The sequence below is a fragment of the Chlorogloeopsis fritschii PCC 6912 genome (genome assembly GCF_000317285.1).
Lineage (GTDB): Bacteria > Cyanobacteriota > Cyanobacteriia > Cyanobacteriales > Nostocaceae > Chlorogloeopsis > Chlorogloeopsis fritschii.
Genome location: NZ_AJLN01000108.1, coordinates 12,648 through 34,580, shown reverse-complemented (window position 1 = coordinate 34,580; position 21,933 = coordinate 12,648). Strand labels below are relative to the sequence as shown.

Below are 21,933 nucleotides of genomic sequence, written 5' to 3'. Positions count from 1 at the left end.
ACGGGCGGGTTTAGAAGATAAGCTATCGGTAGTAAAAGAAAGTTAATCAACAAAACCCGCACGGCAGTCGCACTCGACGCGCTTAACCCGACGCCAGGTGCTACAACGGGGGGAACCCCCAAGGGCGCACTGGCCCGCAAGGGCGCGCTGCCTCCCCTACTAACAAATGACCAATGATCAATGACTAATGACTCTTGACTAACCACCATCAACTCAATAACAGCGCAAATAGACCACACAAAGCAATCCCATCAAACACACCAGCACCTCCGATACTCAATACTCCCGAACTCTTTGCTTGAATATCCTTAAGGTGTAGTAAATCAGCCCCAATCAAGGTTCCTAGAATACCACCAGCAAAGGCAACTGGAGCAGCATGAGCTGGGACAAGTAACATTGCAGATACGACAGCAGTCAGAGGAGCCAGTAACGGATTCATTTGAATACCTATTCCGGGTACTACCCGCGATGCATAGTAGCTAACAACTGTGACAATAGCAGTAACTAACAAAATAGCCAGGGCGTTTCCTTGCGTAAATTGATACAGCGCCAACAGTACTGGAATTAAGCCACCGCCAACATTCAGGGCAACTATAGTAGAACGTTGTACTTTCCTCAAGGGGATGCCCCAAAATTCCCTTAACCATAAATCAATAAAGTCATCTGCTACGGCAACGGTAGACTCAGTGCGGTATAAAGGGATGTTAATAGTGCTACCTAAAATCACCAATGTTAATAATATAAAGGCGATACTGGGAGAAAACCCCAACTTAGCTACTGCAATTTCTACTATGTCTACTGCTACAACAAACCAAAGAAAAGGTATGAGCAACAACAATAATAGAAATAACAGTAGTGAAACCGGCAAATAGATCATGACGGTAGACAAGCAGGAATTTTATTGCCGAAGTTCAGATGACGAGAGTCACTCTAACTTCTGTTTTAGTTGACTTGAGTTTATTGTAAAGATTGCTGTTACAATTCGTTTTCGTATCTACCCACCTTGGGAATAGGAATAGCCGTACTTTGATGGAAAATCAGCTTGGATTTGTATTGAAAGTATTTTTACTTTCCGCCGTTATTTCGGTTTTGATTAAGTATGCTGGCCCTTATTTGCCGATCGCGCCAACGGGAAAAAACGCTTTGATGATAGTGTTATTGCCAACTATATGGATGGCGATCGCCTTACTATGGCGATTCCAAACACACAAACAAACCTAAAGCTATAAGTAGAAGGCAGAAGGCAGAGGGTAAAAGGCTGTTTTCACCTGCTTTCTAGAAGTTGCGATTTTACATTTAATTATGTCCGCTTACTTATCCTCGTTGCTAAAGTTGCTAAAATTCAGCTAACTTAGCTTAGTTATAAAAAATTGCAGTTTGTCAACTGCCGGGAGTTAGGGAGTGAATCTAGGTCAATGGATTGGCTTAATCGCCTTAGTCTTATCACTGTATATTTTATGGCAAATTCGTGAAGTACTTTTACTTATATTTGCCGCAGTTGTATTAGCTACTACCTTAAATCGCCTATCTAGACGCTTCCAGCGCTCAGGAATGAGCCGAGGATTTGCTATATCGCTATCTGTAGGTATTTTTATTGCTGCGATCGTCGGATTTTTCTGGTTGATTGTACCGCCTTTCGCCCAGCAGTTTAATGAACTGACTTATCGAGTTCCCAAAGGCTTTCAATTATTTAATAGTTGGCTGAATCAACTAGAAACTCGCATTCCTGTTCAATTAACTCCATACATACCAGACATAAACAGCCTCACTAAACAAGCAGAACCTTTGATCAATCGTTTACTGGGAAGTTCTTTTGCTATTGTTTCTGGTTCTTTGGAAGTTGTCCTCAAAATTCTGCTGGTGCTAGTGTTAACAGGAATGTTCCTAGCCGATCCCATCGCCTACCGCAAATTATTTATACGCTTATTTCCTTCATTTTATCGACGCCGGGTAGATGGAATTTTGGATCGGTGCGAGGTTTCACTAGGGGGATGGGTAATAGGCGCTGCTATTGCCATGACTTACGTGGGAATTATGAGTATGATTGGCTTGTTTGTTTTGCGCGTACCCTCAGCCTTGGCATTAGGAGTTTTGGCGGGGTTTATGAACTTAATTCCCAATCTTGGCCCTACTATTAGCGTAGTACCTGCAATGGCGATCGCGCTTTTAGATGCTCCCTGGAAATCCCTTGCTGTATTAGGTCTTTACTTTATTATTCAGCAGACGGAGGGTAATTTCCTCACACCCATTGTCATGGCGCATCAGGTATCGCTGTTACCAGCTGTGACATTAATCTCTCAACTATTTTTTCTTAGTTTCTTTGGGCCTTTAGGATTATTACTAGCACTACCTTTAACAGTTGTAGCTAAAATTTGGGTGCAAGAAGTATTAGCTAAAGATGTTTTAGATCAATGGGATAACAAGCCTCACCGAGAAACTGAGTTTGTCATCGTTTCTGAAAAATCACTAAAACGTGAATCTGAGGCAGAACTAGATGGGTTTGTAGCAGAAAGTACAATGGACGAGCAAGACAAACCAGTCATTGATGATGAGATTGCAAAAACTGAGGATTAGTCCTCTAAAATTTTTCTACTGCCGGTCGCAAATCCAATTCTAAAGTCCAAGCTGTCTTATCCTGTTTGTAGAGTTGCCAGTAATTTTCAGCTATAGCTTTTGGTGAAAGTAGGGTGTGTGCTTCTCGTTCCAATACCATTCCCCGCACCCTTTCAGTATTAATCATGCCATCTATGACAATATGGGCAACATGAATACCTTGGGAACTAAATTCTCGTGCCAACGACTGGGCTAATGCCCGTAACCCGAACTTACCCACAGCCAAAGCAGAAAAGCGGGCAGAACCTCTTGTGGCAGCAGTCGCACCTGTAAGTAAGATAGTACCTCGGCCTCGCTCCACCATTGTGGGTAAAACCTGCTGAACTGCCAGAAATGCACCAAAACAGTTTATTTTCCAACAATTTTCAAATTGCTCCGGTGTCAGTTCCAGAATCCCAGCCATTTTAAAAGCACCAGCGTTGTAGACTAAAACTTCTGGTGCGTCGAAATACGATTCCACCTCAGCAAAGGCAACTTTGACAGATACAGGATCGGTAACATCACAAGGAACAGCTAAAGCTTTACCACCAGCAACTTCAATCTCATTTTGAAATTCAGCCAGCTTGTCTGCACTTCTTGCCATCAATCCTACAGCAAAACCTTCACGGGCAAATCGATGGGCAATGGCAGCACCTAAACCAGAGCCAACGCCAACAACTACAGCGACTTTTGCTTCACTCATGACAGGAAAGCTCTTAAAAGGCAACATTCCTAAACTATATTATTTAGAAATTCTTTTTTGTAAACATCCTTTCGGTATTGGCGTTGTTTTTATAAAGGTTTGGGAAAGATTATGTGTAAAATATGAAACTTGTAGTGGCGCGTCTACTCTTATTTGGAGCATGATATTTTGAAATCGACCACGGATGCACACAGATGGACACAGATAAAATCTATGTTTATCGGTGTTCATATGTGGTTGTAATTAATAATGATCGTAATTGCTGCAAGAAGTCTATGATATAGGTAGTCAGCTTCTGTTCAGACTGCGCTACTACAAGCATTTTCTATCGCATCATTTTAGTTGTGTCATCTACTATTTACTTCCATTTGTTACAGCCACTGGCGGATATTGCTGCAACACCTGCTTCAAATACTGTCCAGTATAAGACTTCGGATTTTCTGCCACTTCTTCTGGCGTACCTATGGCAATTATTTCTCCTCCTTTATCGCCACCTTCTGGCCCCAAATCTATCACCCAATCGGCACAACGAATCACATCTAAATTATGTTCAATTACCAAAATTGAATTACCTTTATCTACCAATCTTTGCAAAACATCTAACAATTTGTGGACATCATAAAAAGATAAACCTGTTGTTGGTTCATCAATTAAATAAAGTGTCTTTCCTGTGGCGCGGCGCGATAATTCTGTTGCTAATTTCACCCGCTGCGCTTCTCCACCAGATAAAGTAGTCGCGGGTTGTCCCAAGTGAATGTAACCCAATCCGACATCTACTAAAGTTTGTAAACGAGTAACAGCTTTGGGAATGTTTTGAAAAAATTCCAAAGCTTCTTCAACAGTCATATTGAGAACGTCAGCAATAGATTTATCTTTATACTTCACCTGCAAAGTTTCGCGGTTATATCTTGCACCTTTACAAACTTCGCATTGCACATAAACATCAGGCAGAAAATTCATTTCAATGACGTTTACACCTTGCCCGCTACAAGCTTCACAACGCCCACCTTTGACATTAAAAGAAAATTGTCCCGGTTTGTAACCCCTAGCTTTCGCTTCAATGGTTGCAGAAAACACATCGCGAATCACATCAAAAACGCCTGTGTAAGTTGCGGGGTTGGAACGGGGTGTTCTACCAATGGGAGATTGATCGATGACAATTGCTTTATCAATCGTATTCAGTCCCTTAATGCCATCCATTTCTTTAGGAAAAGGCACTTTGCGGAAAAGGTGGTGTTGCAGTGCTGGATATAGTAATTCGTTAATTAGGGTAGATTTACCAGAACCAGAAACACCGGTGACAGTGACGAGTTTACCCAGTGGTATTTCTACATCTATATTTCTTAAATTATTGCGATGGGCATTTTTAATCACTAAACTTAGTCCATTTCCTTCCCTTCTTTGAGCAGGTGTTTGAATTACTCGTCTTCCCGACAAATATGCACCTGTCAATGATGCTTCAGCTTCAAGCAATGCCTTTAAATCACCTTGAGCAATAATATTTCCACCGTGAATGCCTGCACCAGGGCCAATATCAACTATATAATCGGCAGCACGAATTGTTTCTTCATCATGCTCCACGACAATTAATGTATTGCCCAAATCGCGCAATTTGGTTAAAGTTCGCAGCAAGCGCCCATTATCTCGTTGATGCAATCCAATACTTGGCTCATCTAAAACGTATAAAACTCCAGTCAAGCCAGAGCCAATCTGAGTTGCCAAACGAATACGCTGTGCCTCTCCACCCGAAAGCGTCATTGCCGGGCGATCTAACGTCAAATAATCTAATCCCACATCTAAGAGAAATTGCAACCTAGCTCTAATCTCTCTCAATACCAAATCGGCAATGCGATAGGCACGATCGCTTAACTTTAAATTATCAATCCTTTCTCGACATTCTGCGATCGATACCCCTGTCAAGTCTAAAATTCGATACTGCCCCAATCGCACCGCCAAGGCTTCTGGTTTCAACCGCTTGCCATCACACACCGGACAAGGTTGATCAATTAAATACTGCTCTAACTTTTGCTTAATTAGCTCTGAACCGCCCTCATATTGCCTTTGCAAAATCGGAATTACCCCGCGAAAAACTTGTTTTCTCTGCGTTTCTGAGGTGATTTCTTCTCCATGCAAAATTATCTGTCGCTGCTCCTCCGTCAACTTATTCCAAGATGTCTGCAATTCAAATCCATAGGCTTGTCCCAAACTATAAAGCAATTCTAAGTAATAAGAATTATCTTTTTCTGACCAAGGTGCGATCGCTGCATATACTGGTGCTTCCGGATCGGGTACTACCAATTCCACAGAAAATCTTCTTAAGCTGCCAATACCATGACAATTAGGACAAGCACCATAAGGAGAGTTAAACGAGAACAATCGTGGCGATAATTCTTCCATCACCGCGCCGTGTTCTGGGCAAGCAAAATTCTCTGAGAATATTAATTCTTGTTCATCGGTGGATGGTTGAGTGCTATCCGAAGCAGGTGTAAATAAAATTACTGCTATTCCTTCAGATAATTTTAAACAAGTAGCGAGTGAATCTACTAAACGCTCTTGAATACCGTCTTTTTTCACTAAACGGTCAATTACTACTTCAATAGTATGAGTAGTATTTTTATCTAACTCAATTGAGTCTGATAATTCGCGCACCTCACCATCAATACGCACGCGGACAAAGCCACCAGATGCCAAACTCGATAACAATTTTTTATGAGTGCCTTTTTTACCCCGCACGACAGGCGCAAGAATTTGAAAGCGGGTGCGATCGCCTAATTCCATAACCCGATCAACCATTTCATCAATAGTTTGCGGGGCAATACAGCGATCGCATATTGGACAATGGGGTTCACCCGCTCGTCCAAATAATAAGCGCAGATAGTCGTAAATCTCTGTTACTGTCCCCACTGTAGAACGGGGGTTATGGGAAGTAGACTTTTGGTCGATGGAAATTGCCGGGCTTAACCCTTCAATTGACTCTACATCTGGTTTATCCATCTGACCTAAAAATTGCCGCGCATAAGCACTGAGGGATTCGACGTAGCGGCGTTGTCCCTCGGCAAAGATAGTGTCAAAAGCTAAAGAAGATTTGCCCGAACCAGAAACACCTGTAAAGACGATCAGGCGATCGCGCGGTAAATCTAAGTCAATATTTTTCAGGTTATGCTGCCTAGCACCCCGAATGCGGATAGTGTTTTGAAGATTTTGATTGGGATAGGGAAGATGCCCATTTATAGATGCAGCTAATTGAGTTTCTGACATATCGGCAGGCTAATCAATGTAAGGCAGCATGAAACAGTCCTTAATAATACTACCGTTGTTATGGTAGAACAACAGTACTGTTATAGGTGTTAATTTCACTCCTATTTATAGAGCGATCGCCGTTTGTTTTAATTATTTTCTAATTTGGAGCATCAGTAGTCCGCCACGCAACTTCTGAGAAGTTATAGATCCCCGACTTTTTAAAAAAGTCGGGGATCTGAACACCCGTATTTATTGAGAGTCTGGCTTGACTATTGACTAATGACCAAATCATTATTGTTAGGCTAGAAATAGCTGGCTAAGTACAGCGATTGCGATCTAATAAAGAGGGGAAATCTATGCCACACACTATTGTTACAGAGGTTTGTGAAGGCGTCGCAGATTGTGTAGACGCTTGTCCAGTTGCTTGTATTCACCCAGGGCCAGGTAAAAATGTCAAGGGAACCGATTGGTTCTGGATTGATTTTGCCACCTGTATTGACTGTGGCATATGTCTCCAAGTTTGCCCAGTAGAAGGAGCGATCGTTCCAGAAGAAAGGCCAGATTTACAAAAGACGCCATCATAGTTTACTAGGGACTAGGGGTTAGGGGCTAGGGGCTAGGAAGAGAACAAGGAGAGGAATTGTACAGACGCTTCGGAACCGAAGCGTCTCTACCCAGTCGCCGATACCCAGTCCCCAATTTTTACTTGACTAGGAAATATTGATTAATATTATTAACTACTAACTACTGTGCGGGCGGGTTTATGTAAATTATGGGTTTGAGCCGAATACCATCAAAAAAACCCACACGCCAGTTGTTTTATGCCGGGAAACCCTTACTTTCGCTTATCCACTTTGTGTCTACGCCAGTCGCCTGCGCTCGTGTTACCCTCCCGCAGCGCTGGCTCACCACCGCACTGGCTCCCCTACTTAACCACTAACCACTACCCACTAACCCATGACTATTGACTATTTACTAGAAGTTAAAAATGTTCATGCTGGATACATCAAGGATGTAGATATTTTGCAAGGTATAAATTTTTGCCTTTACCCTGGAGAAATGGTGACAGTAATTGGCCCCAATGGTGCAGGTAAATCAACCTTAGCGAAAACTATTTTTGGACTGTTAACACCCCACAAAGGCACAATTACCTTTAAAGGAGAGGATATAACAGGACTAAAGTCAAATCACATTGTTCAAAAGGGAATGTGTTACGTACCGCAAATTTCTAATGTCTTTCCCTCTTTGAGTGTTGAAGAGAACCTCGAAATGGGTGCTTTTGTCCGTAATGTCGCCTTAAAACCACTGAAAGATAAAATATTTACCATGTTCCCCAGGCTTGCCGATCGCCGCCATCAACGTGCTGGCACTCTCTCTGGAGGAGAACGGCAGATGCTAGCGATGGGTAAAGCTTTGATGTTAGAACCCAGCTTATTACTTTTGGATGAACCTTCCGCAGCTCTATCTCCTATGTTGGTAACTCAAGTATTTGAGCAAATTAAAGAAATTAACCGCACAGGTACGGCAATTGTCTTGGTAGAGCAAAACGCTCGTAAAGCTTTGGAAATGGCGCATCGGGGTTATGTCCTAGAGTCGGGGCGAGATGCAATCCAAGGCCCTGGTTTAGAATTATTGAACGATCCAAAAGTGGGCGAATTGTATCTTGGGGCTGGTAAGGCGCGTTAACTCAGGCATGAGAACTGCTAGCTAAATTAGCAATGATGCCAATCAAATTCAAGTTGCTCAAAATATCTGTAGCTTGAATCAATTGGGTTTGAGTTACTTTACCAATACGTGCCACCATCACGATGCTATTGCAGAAGGTTGCTAAAATTCTGGCATCGACCATAGTCAGAATAGCAGGAGCATCTATCAATACAAGGTCATAAGTGTCCTCAAACAACTCTACCAATTCTTTCATTCGTCGAGAACTCAGCAACTTCACCGTATTTTCGGTGGTAGATCCAGCGGTTAAAACATCTATAGAGGGGTGAATAGGCTGGATGTAATTCTCAAAGGAGGTGTTTGCTTCATCTACTAATAATAGCGATAATCCCCAATCATTAGAAAGTTCTAGAGTTTTGTGCAAATTTGGTTGGTGTAAGTTAGCATCAATTAGCAGTACCCGTCGATGCATCCGAGCAGCACTCACCGCTAATTCCACAGCCAAGGTTGTTTTGCCTTCCCCTGGTACTGCTGAAGTTACCATGAGAGACTTAAACGAAAGGGGAGATTTGATGATTTGGATATTTTGATACGCCATATCCAATGTTTGCTGGGAAGGCTTTTCGTCAAAGATTTCTGCTGCTTTAAAGTCAGCTTTGGTTCGCCCCCACTTCCAAGGTAATCGCCACCCTTGCCAGCGATGGTTAAATGGTCTTAATTTTGGAACTGTAGCTAGTATCCGCAGGTTAGTCAGCTTTTTTAACTCTTGTGGAGAATAAATAACGCTGTTAGACAATCCTCCCATCAAGGCAGCGGCAATACCTAAAATCGGTGCAGCGATCGCTCCTCCAACAAGAAATAATAATCTGTTGCTACCCACGTCGATTCCCCGCTGGGGTTCTTCTAAAACTTGCCAGTCAAGGTTTGTTTGAGAAATTTTCAGTCCTAGAGATTGTTGCGCCTGAGTAAGTTGCTCAAGTTGCTTGCGATTAGCTTCTACACCTGACTGCAAGCGTTTGTACTCCGATATTAGTTTTGGATATTTACTTAACTCGGAGGAAAATTTTTGTTCTGACTCAACTAAACTCTTTTCATTGGCACGCAATCCCTTGATAGTTGTCTCTACCTCAATTAATTTTTGCGCTAGCTCAGGTTCAACCTCTTTTAATTGCCCTTTTGTCAATAATGGTTGTCTTGTACTTTCTAGAGCAGGCACTTTTTCTGCTAGCGATCGCTTGAGTGCTTGCCAGTTAATTGGCTGTGCCGCTCTGGTGTTTGCTGTGTTCAGAACTCGCAGTACTGAAGCTTGTGTCTGTTGATTAGATGTTGAGAGTAATTGCCTTATTTCTTCCCTTAATAAATTAACTTGACTCTGGCGCTGTTCGATTAGTTTTTGTACAGCAGGAAAGTCATCTGTATAGCGTTGGCGTTCCTGAGCTAAAGTTGATTCGGTTTTTTGAATTTCATCGAGTAGTACTTGATAATGCGAGGATTCACCCAGGGAAGAAGAGCTTGTGTTTGAAGAAGACAAGGCAAGTTCTTTCTCGATATTTTTTTGGCGAGCTTGTAAATTTTGCAGTTGAGCGCGAGTGGATTGCAGCTGTTTTTTCGTATCTCCAAGTGATTCTAGAAGAATTTTGCCTTGAATCTCAGGATCGAATATATTGTGTTTTTTGCGAAATTTTTCTAATTTTTCCTCAGCTAGCTGCAACTGCTGTTTCATTGTCGGTAGGCGATCGTTAACTAAAGCAAGTGCCTTATTAACGCGGTATTTTTGTTGCTCAATATTGTAGTCTCGAAATGCTGTTTGAAGAGCTTGCAATACTTTTTGGGCTTTCAGTGGATCGCTACTTTCAAAGGAAAGCTCAAATACTTGCTCGTAGGCAGGATCAACTCCTGTTTCTTCATCTAGTTCCTTGACAACTAAAGGTTTCCAATAAGGGTTTTTACCTTTAATTTCTTCTACAGTAATATTGGGATATTCAGCACTAAGTGCATTTACAGCTTTTTGGATAATTTTGGAACTGACTATCAACCTCATATTAGGAGTGTAGTCAAAAGCTTCTAATTTAGGTTCAATTAAATCTTTCAATAAACCTTCTTGAGCATTACTTAGCAGTTCTCGTTCATCAAGGCTGGAGTTTACTAATAACTGCATAGAGCTTCGGTAAACAGGTTTTGCACTGAAAGCCATAAAACTTGCAACCGACATGACTACGCAGGAAACACCTACAATCAAAAAGCGTCGTTGCCGCAAACTTGTAAAGATTGTAGGAGTTTTTCTCAAATCATCAGAACTTTTTTGAGAAGTAATAACTAGTTTTCCTCGTTCCAGCTCAGTGTTAATCACTATGAAATCCCTCTAAATCAAAACACTATTTTTTAGTAAAAATAGTCAATCATTTTGGTTATATTAATAAAACTTTGTTTTTCAGATAGGCAAAATGCCATACTTAATCATTACTACATCTAATGACTATATCTACATCCAAAGTTTATCAATAAATAAATATTTATAGTTACACTTCTCCAATTTGAGCGTACATCTCAAATATTTATCAAATATCAACTTATTCTTCAACTCTTATGCAACAAGTAGGTTGATATTTGCTAGCAGTTTATTTATATGTACACAGATAGGAATTTCACTTAGTTTTTCAATTAGAACACCAGGAGAAATTTGTTCATACAAACCTAAAGTGCCAATTTAGAAATGTCAATGCTCTCTGTGAATCTTTAAATTTTCTTACCAATAAAGATTATTAGACATAAAATTTAAACACTTAGTTTTTTATACATTATTTTGATTGATGATTTTTGTGTCATATTTTTTACTAATAAATTTAAATATATGCAATTGGAAGTGTATATTGATACTTTTAGTTGGGTATAAATAATTTAACTATATACAGAGTAGATTTAGATATTGAATTGAACTTAACGTTTAAAGGCAATGTATATGAAATGGTCGAGTAGAAACTAAATAAAACTATTCGTATAAAATCCGTATTTAAATTGTCAAATAGTAGTTAAGTACAACTTATATGATTGTCCTAAACTTCTGCCTGACAGTAAGTTTAATATGTATAGTTCAGCAACTAGTAAAGTATTATCACTATCAACTTATTTTACTAAAATATGCAATACGTGTGTAAAATTTTCAAAATAGTCTAGATAGTATTACTTAAAAAGCTTGCTTGCTTTACTAACTTCAAGTAAAGATTTGGTAAAGTAATCTATATTCAAGCGATCGCTGATAGAGTTTTACGTTTTATATCCGAAACACAACCCACATGAAGGTACTTAAAAGCCTCGACATTTCTAACATCTGAAAACAGGCTTTTATACCACTGGCAATTATTTTCAACATAGAACATAGATAGTAAGCTCGCTCTTAAGTCAGAAACGTAGCCCAGAGCAGCCATAATATCAAAAGCTCGGCTGCTCTGATCTGCTGGAGGTACAGGCGCATACTGCAACTGAGATGAGGAAGCTCTTAAGACTATGGCTTACTAGTCGTCATCGTCCTCATCATCGTAACGGTCTTTACGAGAACGGCGGGAACCCTTAGAATACTCCTCATCGTCTTCATCGTCCTCATCATCGTAACGGTCTTTACGGGAACGGCGATCGCTGCTAGAATACTCCTCATCGTCCTCATCATCGTAACGGTCTTTACGAGAACGGCGATCGCTGCCAGAATACTCCTCATCGTCCTCATCATCGTAGCGATCTTCACTAGCTGGATGTACCCGCCGTCCTCTGTGAGTATCATAGTCTCTTTCACGTTCTTCGTCTTTTGACCCGCCGATAAAGTCCTTCGCTTTTCGCAAAAAATCATCTACCATCATCTATCTCCTATTCAAAATTCTGAAAAATCTTGTTATTTACCTGTCTTTGCCTATGATTAGCACCTAACAAGGCAATGTTTGATTTAGTAACATCAAATATCTGGAAAACAACGCTATATCTAATACTGGTTTCCTTGTTACAAACATCCATCTCTCTTGAGGTATGTTTATAATTTCTATGAAAAGGAAGAGCTTTAACAGTAAGGTGGGCACTATCCACAATGTAAAAATAAGGTTTTGAGGAAAGATAGGCAGTACCCACCCTCAAAAAATTGCTTACTTGGGTTGATATGAATTGGGCGTAATCATCCCATAATTCAGTAACGCCAACGCAGAAAGGGATCGTTGATTGCAGATATCTCAAAGGGGCGACAATACGGCGTCTTATACAATTTCACTAAGACTCTCATAAAAATACAAACCTTGTAGAGACGCATATACCGCAGGCATTCCTGGAGGATAATTTAGCGTCTCTACTTCTACTACGACTTTATAAACCGCAAAATCTCAACTTTAGCCGACAGTTCGTGCTAATAAGACTGGGCAAGTAGCATTGATTCTCACGTAGTCAGACAAAGAAGAGCCTAAAAGTCGATCTAGATCGACAAAACTCTTAGCAATCGAAGGACGACGATCTGGAGAACCAATTAATAATAGATCTACATTCAACTCTTCTGCCAAGCGGCAAATTTTTTCACCTGGCTTGCCCATACTTAGCACGCAGCGAGGTTGTACACCTTGTTTTTTAGCTTCTGCAACTGCCGCTGCCAAAACAGGATGTTGTTCAGGATTAACCTGAGTTGATGCAGCAGATTCTCCTCCTAAATCTGTGATTACATGGGATAGAATTAATTCTCCTCCCTTAATATCTCGAATTAAAAATAATGCCAAATTCAAGCACTGTTTTGACGCTTCAGAATTATCTATTGCTACCATAATGCGGTTAATTTTTTTGACATAAATGTCATCTTTTACCAGCAACATGGGGCGAGAGGATAATTGAAAAACGTACTGACTCACAGAGTTTGCTAAAATCGATTGCAGTCGTTTGAGTCCACGAGAACCCATGATAATTAAGTCTGCATCGATTTCTTCTGCTACTTGACAAACTACATCTTTGGGTTCACCTTGCCGCAAGATTGAAGAGACTTGACTGGGATCTAAATTCAAAGTTTGAATGGCGTTAGCCAAGATTTTGCCACCTTCTTCCCACTTAGCTGTCATCGCTCCGGCGGTGCTTTGTGGCGGAACAACGTGCAAAACTGTAACTTTTGCTCGTTGAATTGATGGTATTTCCTTCAAAGTTTTCAGCATTTCTTCCGCATGTCCCAGCCCAGAGACAGCTAGCAAAATATTGTTGATCATCGTTACGCCTTGTTGCTCACGTAGCTTTGGTTTGCAATCTCTTGTAATTGGCTTAACTTTCACCGCCTTGCTGAACAACACTATCAACAGTTAACAGTAAATAGTCAATGGAATGCGAATTTATTGCTTTTGACTATGCACTGCCAAACGTTGACAAATGTTATTTTTGTTTGCACCTAGTGACGAATAATTTTCAACTAGGCTTCATTTATTCAGCTTACTCTTAATATTGCACGATTAACTTAATGAATGATGATGAATTTTATTAGTTTTAATCTATGTTTACTATTTTTAATTAAAGCTAAGTTAAGTATTGCAAAGAAAAACAGAAAAGTAGATAAAATCTATTTTTGTTTATTGACAAATTTTCAATTTGCTATTAAGAGTTTACCTCTTTCAGTAGTGACCTTTCACCGACGAGAACATTTTTGCTGCAGAGGCTGTTGAGCTAGTTCTACTAACTCGGCTTGTTGTAGCAGATTGATCCAGAGGTTCGATAAATTATTATCAGAGGGGTTACAGGCACGTAACTCGGCTACGGTTGATAGTGTATCAAACCAAAGTCCTTGTTCGGCATAGATAGGAATACGCTCTTTAGGATTCAACCGCTGCAATTGATGAGCTACATTTTTACTGAGAGTAACTCGTTGTATCCAACCATCTACAGTAATCACAGAGCGGGGTGAAGGATCTGTTCGATCGCAAATAATTGATACAGTCCAGTAATAAGTTTGATTAATTTCTAAAGGCGGAATCTTATCTTGACTCGGTAGGGCTAAACTAGTCACGCCTGCTTCAGCGCTGGGTTTAAAAATTGTGTTGTACAGAAGGGTTCGCTGGCGCGATCGCTCGTCTATCTGATACAAGGAAAACTGTGTTTGCTGGGCAGTATTTTGAGGTGAATACCAAAAAAACCGAGGATAAGCAGCACTTGTCAATCCCAAATTAGTTGCAGGCAACAATAAAGCCACAAGTGCCGGATCGCCAGAAATACAGCTGCCTCTGCGTGTACTCCCTGCCTCCCGGCGTGCTGGTAGTTTCTTAATCGGTATCTTCACTTGGATAGTGCCACTTTTGTTGCTGCGATTACCTGTTTGTTTTGGTTTCCCTAGTAGCTGGGAATGAGAGGTTGTCTGTGCAATAGCCTCCAAGGGTAAGCTCCAAGGGAATATATGTAGAAGCAAAGATAGACAAACTTTCAGAAAATTTGGGCGATACACGTCAAAAAATATTATTTTGCTTTGTGTTCCTTACAACCCAGACATCTGGTTGGGAAAAAATAGTTCCCTGGCTTCACCACCTGTTTCCACTTAAATTCGTCATTAGCATTCAAACCTTAAGAGACTATTTAATGTACTTTTGTATTATTCTGATCCATGTTATTGTTCACGCAGAAACTATCCCTGAATAAATAAGGTGAGTATCCAGGTTTGTTCCTTACCTTATAGATTCATCTAATCACGGTAATCAGGCGCTATCACCAGCGCCTTCTTTGTTGTATTTATTATTTGTATTATTTGTAGGATGGGTAGAGCGCAAGCACTACCCATCTATGTTTAAGCAGCAGCTAAACCATTATGCCTGAGTAATGGTTCTGTACTCGGTTCACGCCCCCGGAAAGACTTAAATATTTCCATTGGGTGCTGGCTACCACCGAGAGCCAAAACAGTATCGCGATAACGTTTACCTGTAGCTTTAACAGCCTCCTCGTTTTCTAAACCTGCCTCTTCAAAAGCAGCAAAAGCATCTGCACTCAATACTTCTGCCCATTTGTAGCTGTAGTAGCCTGCAGCGTATCCTCCTGCAAAAATGTGTCCAAAAGCGCACAGGAAAGCATCTTCTGGCAACGGTGGGATGACAGTGGTTGTCTTGGCAATGCGATCGCGCACATCTTTGGGTGTTTCATTGCCACCAGGGCGATAGCGATGGTGCAGTTCGATATCAAGGAGGCTAAAGTGCAGTTGCCTGAGAATACCACTACCACTCATATAATTTTTTGCCGCTAGCAGCTTTTGGTAATAGTGTTCTGGTAAGGTTTCGCCAGTTTCGTAATGTTTAGCCATGCCAAACAAAGTCGGGCGATCGTAACACCAATTCTCCATGAATTGACTAGGTAATTCTACAGCATCCCACTCGACATTATTAATACCTGCTGCTCCGGTATAATCTACCTTAGTCAGCATATGGTGTAAACCGTGCCCGAATTCGTGGAATAGAGTTTCTACTTCCGTAAACGTCATTAAGCTCGGTTTGCCATCAACGGGGGGTGTTTGATTACATACCAAATATGCTACAGGTAAGCGAGTCTTTGCCGATCCATTTTCTGTGAATTTGCCCCGATTAATACAGACATCCATCCATGCACCACCACGCTTCTCGGCGGGGCGACTGTAAGGATCTAGGTAAAAGTAGGCAATGGGATTACCCGCTTCATTAGCGATTTGGAAATAACGGACATCTTCATGCCACACAGAGGCTTTCCCATCAGCAGGAGTGACGGTGACGCCAAATATTCGCTTCACTAACCCAAATAAACCATCTAGCACTTGGGGCAAAGGAAAGTAGGGACGTAGTTCTTCTTGAGTAAAGGCGAATTTTTCTTCTCGTTGGCGCTCTGCCCAAAAGCTAAAATCCCAATGTTTTAAATCATCCGCTTCTGCTGCTCCCTTAGAAGCTGCAAAGGCTTTCAAATCTTCTAATTCCTTGATTGCAGCATCGTAACTGGCTTGGCGCAATTCTTCCAGTAGTTTTTCTACAGCCTCTACATTGGGAGCCATTTTACTCGCCAAACTAACTTCTGCATAAGTCTTATAGCCGAGTAGCTCTGCTAGTTCTTGACGCAATTCCAAAACGCGTTCAATGATTGGATTATTGTCTAACTCTCCAGACGAAGCACGAGTCATGTAAGCTTTGTAAAGCACTTGGCGCAAGTCACGGCGAGTGCTGTACTGCATAAAAGGAAAGTAACTAGGGAAGTCTAAAGTAATGCGCCAAGGGCCATTTTCTGGAGTGGCGTTTTCTGCTCCCGCATCTCGTGCTGCTTGTGCTGCTAAACTAAGTAAACTAGGGGGTAGTCCGTCAACTTCTTCTTTCTTTGTCAGTGTCAAGCCAAAGGCTTTTGTCGCATCTAGGACGTGGTTAGAAAACTTAGTGGAGAGTTCAGCCAACTCCATTTGGATGGCATTGAAGCGCTCTTTTGCCTCACCTTGCAAACCAACTCCAGAAAGTTCTGTATCTCGAATCGCTGCTTCTACGATTCGCTTTTGGGCAGAGTCTAAATTATCCCAGTGATTGCTGTTGCGGAGTGCTTTAAAAGCATTATAAATGGGTTGGCTTTGGCTCAACTTGTTAGAAAACTGTACTACCTTTGGTTGAACAGCCTCATAAGCTTCCCTTAGTTCTGGGCTATTTTTTACCCCCATTAAATGACTGACAACACCCCAACTCCAACTGAGACGCTCGGTGATTTTTTCTAGAGGTTCTACTAAACCGCTCCAAGTAGGCTGTACTTCAGACTCTAATTTGGTAAGTTCTCGATCTAATTCTGTCAGTAGCTGATTGAATGCTGGTACCACCTGCTCTGATTTAATGTCTGCAAACGCAGGCAAACCGGAGCCTTGAAGTAAGGGATTATCTAAAATAGTGGCTTTTTCACTCATGATTTATTGTGAGTACCCTGAAATTAAATACGATCGCTGATTTATCTTTCTCTATTCTCTAATGTAGCGATCGCATCTACGATTGGGGGTTTCTCTGTAAGTAATGTCAAAATACCCGTACTCACAAAATCATTTACAAAACCCACAGCCTTGCTAAGGTGTGGGCTATCAAAGAAGTTTGGACTTAAATTTTGCTTCTCAAAGCTACATTTATGTTTATTCTTGATTTTGAGAACCTTTGATAATTACTTGTGGGTTCTTGACTGCTTGTTGGGTATTTTCTTTTACGTCCTGGAAAAACTCTTTGGTTGCTGGAGGAATCGGTTCATTCAAATTGAGTTTTTCGATGATATTCTCTTTGGCACTTTCAACTATATTTTTACCAGATTCTTGAGTATTTTTTACTGCTTTTTGAAATTCTTCGCCACCTTCAGAATGATATTGCTGTGCTTCTGGTGTGAGTGCTTTGGCTTGTGCAGATTGCTGATAAGTATTGCCAAAAGCAGTGCTAAATAAAAATGCAATAGTTACTAGCAAAACTGTAACTAACTGACGTAGTCGAATGCTTTTTAACCAAGATATGACTCGATTCATCGAGATGAAACCTTTTATCTTTATAAATGTCTAGAAATATTTCTCAAGGCTGATACTGCCGAGAATGTAACTCGCAGAAAAATTTTTATGCAAGTTACGATATCAGTATTCAGCTTTTATTGAAAGCGTACATCAGCCTGGCGATATATATAGCAATTCAACACATAGATCCCCGACTTCTTTGAAAAGTCGGGGATCTTGGCAATCTTGTTTTTCCTACCAACTATTCCTTGGCTTGTCTCAATTTCATCTTACTCTGGACATAGTTGGGCAATTAAATTCCGCAACCATCGATGAGCAGGATCGCGATCGCTTTTTGTATGCCACAATAAATCCACTGAAAATCCAAGCATTTCAAACGGTAGAGGTAAAGCATGAAGTTTCCACACTTCGACGAAAGTTTGAACAATCTGGGTTGGCAGCGTGGCGATTAGATCTGTGTTACACAATACAAATGGCACAATTAAGAAATTTGGTACCGATAATGCCACAGTTCGCTGTAAATTGTGCTCTTGTAAAATCTCATCGACCATACCCACCATATCTTCTTTGGGAGACACTAGGAGATGGGAGGCGGTAATGTACTCATCTAACGTAATTGCTTTGCGCTTTTTGAATTGCTTCGCATTAGTAACGCAGACAAACCGTTCCTCATAGAGGATTTGGCGCTGATGCCACGTTTGATATTGAGGACAATAACCGATCGCTAAATCTATTTCATTAGCATCGAGCAGTTTGGGAGCTTTTTGCCAGTTGCTAGAACGAATTTGAATTTTAATGTGAGGAGCAAGTTCTTCAATTGTTTGGAATAACTTGGGTAGAAATACAATTTCGGTGTAGTCATCCATGCCAATGCGGAAGGTGCGATCGCTTGTGGCTGGATTAAATTCCGGCTGGCTGCTCACCACAAATTGAATCTGCTCCAAGGCTTGACGAATGGGTTCAGTCAGTTCAAATGCTCTGGGAGTAGGCGTAATTCCTCTAGAGGTTTTGATAAACAGATCGTCTTTAAAGAGCTTGCGTAGCCGAGCAAGGGCGTTACTCGTTGCAGGTTGGCTCAATCCAATTTTCTCGGCTGCGCGGGTAAGGTGTTGCTCGCTCATTAGCGCATCGAATACTACCAAAAGGTTGAGATCAACACCTGCTAGTTGGAAATGTTGGACGGCTTGCATAATTCATTTTATGAATGTAAATCATATTATTAATCGATTGGAAAAATCATAGCGCATCCGCGAGGATAGAGTCATGAAGTTTGCAACGCCACAACAGAAACACCAAGTTCACAGGAGATTTAGCCATGACTTCCGATGCTACCACTACGCGAATTTACAGATTTCATCAATACGGTGGCCCAGAAATGTTACAGCTTGACGTGGTTCCCCTGCCTCAACCTGGTGCAGGTGAAGTGCGAGTTCGAGTACAAGCAATGAGTCTCAACCGTGCAGATTTATTGTGGATGGCAAACAATTATGTTGAAACTCCAGAACTGCCTTCGCGTCTTGGCTATGAAATTTCAGGAATTGTCGAGGCTGTAGGTGCTGATGTTACTAATTTTCAGGTTGGCGATCGCATCAGTTCTATCCCTGCATTCTCAATCGGCGATTATGCAAACTTTGGTGAAACCGCTATCTTACCTGTTCGTGGTTTGATGAAAACACCGGATAACTTTACTCCTGCCCAAGGTGCTGGATTTGCTTTCGCTTATTTCACAGGTTATTTCGCACTGTTAGAATTGGCGCATTTGCAACCCTATCAAACGATTCTGATTACGGCAGGAACAAGTACAACAGGTTTGGCAGCGATCGCAATGGCGAAAAAGATTGGAGCCAAAGTTATTGCCACTACTCGTACTAGCAAGAAACGCCAAGCCTTACTTGATGCAGGTGCAGATTATGTAGTGGCGACGGAAGAAGAAGATCTCGTTACCCGTGTCATGGAAATTACGAATAATCAAGGTGCGGATGCGATTTACGATGCAGTAGCAGGTGCCCTCAGCGATCGATTAGCCCAAGCGGTGAAGGTACGAGGACATTGGATTGTCTATGGTTTGCTGGATGCTGAGAATTTGAGCACCTTTCCGTGGATGGCTGCCTTTATTCGCAGTTTTCATTTCTACGTCTACAAAGTGTTTGATTTTACAGGGAATCGAAATTTGGGCTTACTAGGCGATGAAGAAGCCTTTGCTCGTGCCAAAGCTTTCATTGCAGCAGGATTAGCAGATGGCTCGTTCCCACTGACTATCGATCGCGAATTCCAAGGGCTTGAAAGCCTCCCAGAAGCAATGCGCTTCATGGCATCTAATCAAGCTGCTGGTAAGATTGTCGTCACGTTGTAATTTCCCAAAAAGAACTATAAAACCACAAAGGCGCAGAGGGCACGGAGAAATAAGAGCTGGAATTGATCGCTAATATTGCCCAATCGACTATTATGCCTCAAGGTGTTCACTTTCCGTTCTATGAAGAGCGCGATCACTATGTCGCCGATCTGATACAGTTCGGTCGTAAGTTGCGCTAATGATCATCCACCCTCTTGTAACTCAACTAAACAATTTGATTGCTTTGTCTCAAACATCTAAAATTTTGGCTGTGGAGTATAAAGTTTATGCAGTCCCAACAAAATTAGCACAACACCAAATTGCACAGCAGATGGAGACAACACGAATCCCATCACTAATAGCATTACTCCGCTGAATACAACTGCAATGCGATAGACTTCCTCACGTATTTTTAATCCTAGCCAGATAGCACCCAAACCGATAACTAATAAAACTAAATAGCTCGCTATCATCGTCTCTCCCTCATCTACACCGTCGGTTGTCTGTCGCACCTACACCATAACAGTCTTTTGAATATTAGAGATATCGAATAATTTCGATATTAAATAATAAAAATGGATGAAGAGGAAGATTAGCTTTTATTTATATTAAAGTTCTGTAGCAACGTGAGTAACGAACTCAGAGAAAGCCTCTTCATTCCGACGGTAGTAAGTACACTGCCCTTGGCGGGTTGATACAATCAGCCCTGTAGCCTCCAGCATCGACAAATAGTGAGACACAGTAGATTGAGCCAAGCCGGTTTTCTTTTGAATACTACCGACGCAAACTCCAACGGTATGAGGATCGACATCTTGAGGAGGAAAGTTGGCTTCAGGTTCTTTCAACCAGTGCAAGATCTGCAGCCTAGTTTCGTTAGCAAGAACTTTAAATATATCAGTATCTTTCGTATCCATAAGGCTAATTATATCGAATATATTCGATATTTCAAGACTACTGTTGGTAGTTTAATTAGTCTTAGCTAAAACAAATGTATGGAACTAACATAATCCTTGCCGTAAACTCCCTGAAAAAGAGAAGTTTTTTGTAATTGTGATGAAATCGCTCTTCTTGTTGTAATTACACGTAGAGTTTCTTGTAAAAAATACATTAGCTTGCAGCAACAAAATCAACCTCGTTACCAGGTTCAACCTGGCAACGAGAACAGGAGCCTCTGGCTATTTAATGTAGACTTTACTGTCCCCCTACTATACATTTAATTTGCTACTTGACTACCATGACTGCGGGGATCGTCTTTGCTACCTGCTGGTGCTACTGATGCTGAAACTTTGGAAACTTCCCCACTAGCTTGAGCATAGGGTAAGGGCGAATTAGTAACTAAGGCTTCTAAATTACTTGCCATGACTGTACGGGGTTGATCGCCGATCGCTTGTGCAACAGATTCTCCGTTCTGGCTCAAAAACACAAAATGAGGAATACCATCTACCCGGTATTTCAGCATTTCTGGCAACCATTTGGTGTTATCTACGTTTAGCATGACAAAATTAACTTTGTCTGCATACTGCTGTTCTAGTTGGGCGATGTCTGGTGCCATCTTCTGGCAGACTGTACACCAGTTAGCGTAAAATTCCACTAAAGATGGCTTGCCATTAGTCAAAGCTACTTCTAATGGTGTAGATTGTTCATCTAAACTAGTGAGGGAAACTGAGCTAGTTTCGCTTTTTAATCCCAAGACCAAGGCAACGCTGAGGGCGATCGCTACAATTGCAATTAAAAAGTTTCTCAGGCGCGCTCCTGAAGTAGATTCTGGCTTGATTGGAGAATTCACAGGTGAATTCGTACTCATAACAGATTTATTAAAACTTATTAAGTACCGTTATCTTTCACTCTAGTACTTTTGTTGGGTAATTGCCTGCTGTTTCTCGACTGCCGCAGGGGAAGAAGAGGGGGAGAGTAGGAGAGAGGAACAGATGAGGGAGATAGGGAAGATGG

Annotated in this window: 19 protein-coding genes; 5 read left to right on the top strand and 14 right to left on the bottom strand. The window is 41.3% G+C overall.

Going from position 1 to position 21,933, the window contains the following annotated elements:
• Positions 1-208: 208 nt before the first annotated feature.
• Positions 209-877, bottom strand: a complete 669-nt coding sequence (locus tag UYC_RS0122910; protein WP_016874967.1) for a DUF1614 domain-containing protein — start codon at positions 875-877, stop codon at positions 209-211.
• Between the two features lie 152 nt (positions 878-1,029).
• Here UYC_RS0122910 and UYC_RS0122905 point away from each other — a divergent pair, with 152 nt between their 5' ends.
• Positions 1,030-1,221 (top strand): hypothetical protein, encoded by a 192-nt coding sequence (locus UYC_RS0122905; protein WP_016874968.1) that lies wholly within the window; start codon positions 1,030-1,032, stop codon positions 1,219-1,221.
• Positions 1,222-1,401: 180 nt separating this feature from the next.
• The gene (locus UYC_RS0122900) at positions 1,402-2,574 is read left to right on the top strand and encodes an AI-2E family transporter (RefSeq protein ID WP_016874969.1); all 1,173 of its coding nucleotides are present in this window, start codon (positions 1,402-1,404) and stop codon (positions 2,572-2,574) included.
• Between the two features lie 4 nt (positions 2,575-2,578).
• On the opposite strand, the gene UYC_RS0122895 is transcribed toward UYC_RS0122900, so the two are convergent.
• Both UYC_RS0122895 and uvrA read right to left on the bottom strand, forming a co-directional pair.
• Positions 2,579-3,295: an SDR family NAD(P)-dependent oxidoreductase gene (locus tag UYC_RS0122895; RefSeq protein WP_016874970.1), complete on the bottom strand. Its 717-nt coding sequence runs from the start codon at positions 3,293-3,295 to the stop codon at positions 2,579-2,581.
• 354 nt (positions 3,296-3,649) lie between these two features.
• On the bottom strand, positions 3,650-6,553 hold the full coding sequence (gene uvrA, locus UYC_RS0122890) for an excinuclease ABC subunit UvrA (RefSeq protein ID WP_016874971.1): 2,904 nt from the start codon (positions 6,551-6,553) through the stop codon (positions 3,650-3,652).
• Between the two features lie 338 nt (positions 6,554-6,891).
• On the opposite strand from uvrA, the gene UYC_RS0122885 reads away from it, so the two are divergent.
• Positions 6,892-7,119, top strand: coding sequence for an indolepyruvate ferredoxin oxidoreductase subunit alpha (locus tag UYC_RS0122885; protein WP_016874972.1), 228 nt, complete (start codon positions 6,892-6,894; stop codon positions 7,117-7,119).
• A gap of 373 nt (positions 7,120-7,492) precedes the next feature.
• Positions 7,493-8,221 carry an ABC transporter ATP-binding protein gene (locus tag UYC_RS0122880; RefSeq protein WP_016874973.1) on the top strand — a complete coding sequence of 243 codons (729 nt, stop codon included), beginning with the start codon at positions 7,493-7,495 and terminating at the stop codon, positions 8,219-8,221.
• Between the two features lies 1 nt (position 8,222).
• Here the strand turns inward: UYC_RS0122880 and UYC_RS0122875 are convergent, their stop codons facing one another.
• From UYC_RS0122875 to UYC_RS0122840, 8 genes are all read right to left on the bottom strand, one after another.
• Positions 8,223-10,550, bottom strand: coding sequence for a GumC family protein (locus UYC_RS0122875; RefSeq protein ID WP_016874974.1), 2,328 nt, complete (start codon positions 10,548-10,550; stop codon positions 8,223-8,225).
• An 892-nt stretch (positions 10,551-11,442) separates the two neighbouring features.
• A complete protein-coding gene (locus UYC_RS39560; RefSeq protein WP_016879677.1) occupies positions 11,443-11,625 on the bottom strand; it encodes a hypothetical protein in 183 nt (60 codons plus the stop codon).
• 87 nt (positions 11,626-11,712) lie between these two features.
• On the bottom strand, positions 11,713-12,051 hold the full coding sequence (locus UYC_RS0122870) for a hypothetical protein (protein ID WP_235082961.1): 339 nt from the start codon (positions 12,049-12,051) through the stop codon (positions 11,713-11,715).
• Positions 12,052-12,564: 513 nt separating this feature from the next.
• Positions 12,565-13,416 carry a universal stress protein gene (locus tag UYC_RS0122860; RefSeq protein WP_026087476.1) on the bottom strand — a complete coding sequence of 284 codons (852 nt, stop codon included), beginning with the start codon at positions 13,414-13,416 and terminating at the stop codon, positions 12,565-12,567.
• Positions 13,417-13,826: 410 nt separating this feature from the next.
• Positions 13,827-14,567 carry a DUF928 domain-containing protein gene (locus UYC_RS0122855; RefSeq protein WP_016874977.1) on the bottom strand — a complete coding sequence of 247 codons (741 nt, stop codon included), beginning with the start codon at positions 14,565-14,567 and terminating at the stop codon, positions 13,827-13,829.
• A gap of 405 nt (positions 14,568-14,972) precedes the next feature.
• Positions 14,973-17,075: a M3 family metallopeptidase gene (locus tag UYC_RS0122850; RefSeq protein WP_016874978.1), complete on the bottom strand. Its 2,103-nt coding sequence runs from the start codon at positions 17,073-17,075 to the stop codon at positions 14,973-14,975.
• Positions 17,076-17,291: 216 nt separating this feature from the next.
• Entirely contained in the window at positions 17,292-17,669 is a 378-nt protein-coding gene (locus UYC_RS0122845) for a DUF6658 family protein (protein ID WP_016874979.1), read from the bottom strand.
• A gap of 251 nt (positions 17,670-17,920) precedes the next feature.
• Positions 17,921-18,841, bottom strand: a complete 921-nt coding sequence (locus tag UYC_RS0122840; protein ID WP_016874980.1) for a LysR family transcriptional regulator — start codon at positions 18,839-18,841, stop codon at positions 17,921-17,923.
• 125 nt (positions 18,842-18,966) lie between these two features.
• Here UYC_RS0122840 and UYC_RS0122835 point away from each other — a divergent pair, with 125 nt between their 5' ends.
• A complete protein-coding gene (locus UYC_RS0122835) occupies positions 18,967-20,004 on the top strand; it encodes a zinc-dependent alcohol dehydrogenase family protein (RefSeq protein ID WP_016874981.1) in 1,038 nt (345 codons plus the stop codon).
• Between the two features lie 236 nt (positions 20,005-20,240).
• On the opposite strand, the gene UYC_RS0122830 is transcribed toward UYC_RS0122835, so the two are convergent.
• The 3 genes from UYC_RS0122830 to UYC_RS0122820 form a co-directional block, all read right to left on the bottom strand.
• A complete protein-coding gene (locus UYC_RS0122830) occupies positions 20,241-20,456 on the bottom strand; it encodes a hypothetical protein (protein ID WP_016874982.1) in 216 nt (71 codons plus the stop codon).
• Positions 20,457-20,591: 135 nt separating this feature from the next.
• Positions 20,592-20,897 carry an ArsR/SmtB family transcription factor gene (locus UYC_RS0122825; protein ID WP_016874983.1) on the bottom strand — a complete coding sequence of 102 codons (306 nt, stop codon included), beginning with the start codon at positions 20,895-20,897 and terminating at the stop codon, positions 20,592-20,594.
• A 299-nt stretch (positions 20,898-21,196) separates the two neighbouring features.
• Positions 21,197-21,787, bottom strand: a complete 591-nt coding sequence (locus tag UYC_RS0122820; RefSeq protein ID WP_016874984.1) for a thioredoxin family protein — start codon at positions 21,785-21,787, stop codon at positions 21,197-21,199.
• Positions 21,788-21,933: the final 146 nt, after the last annotated feature.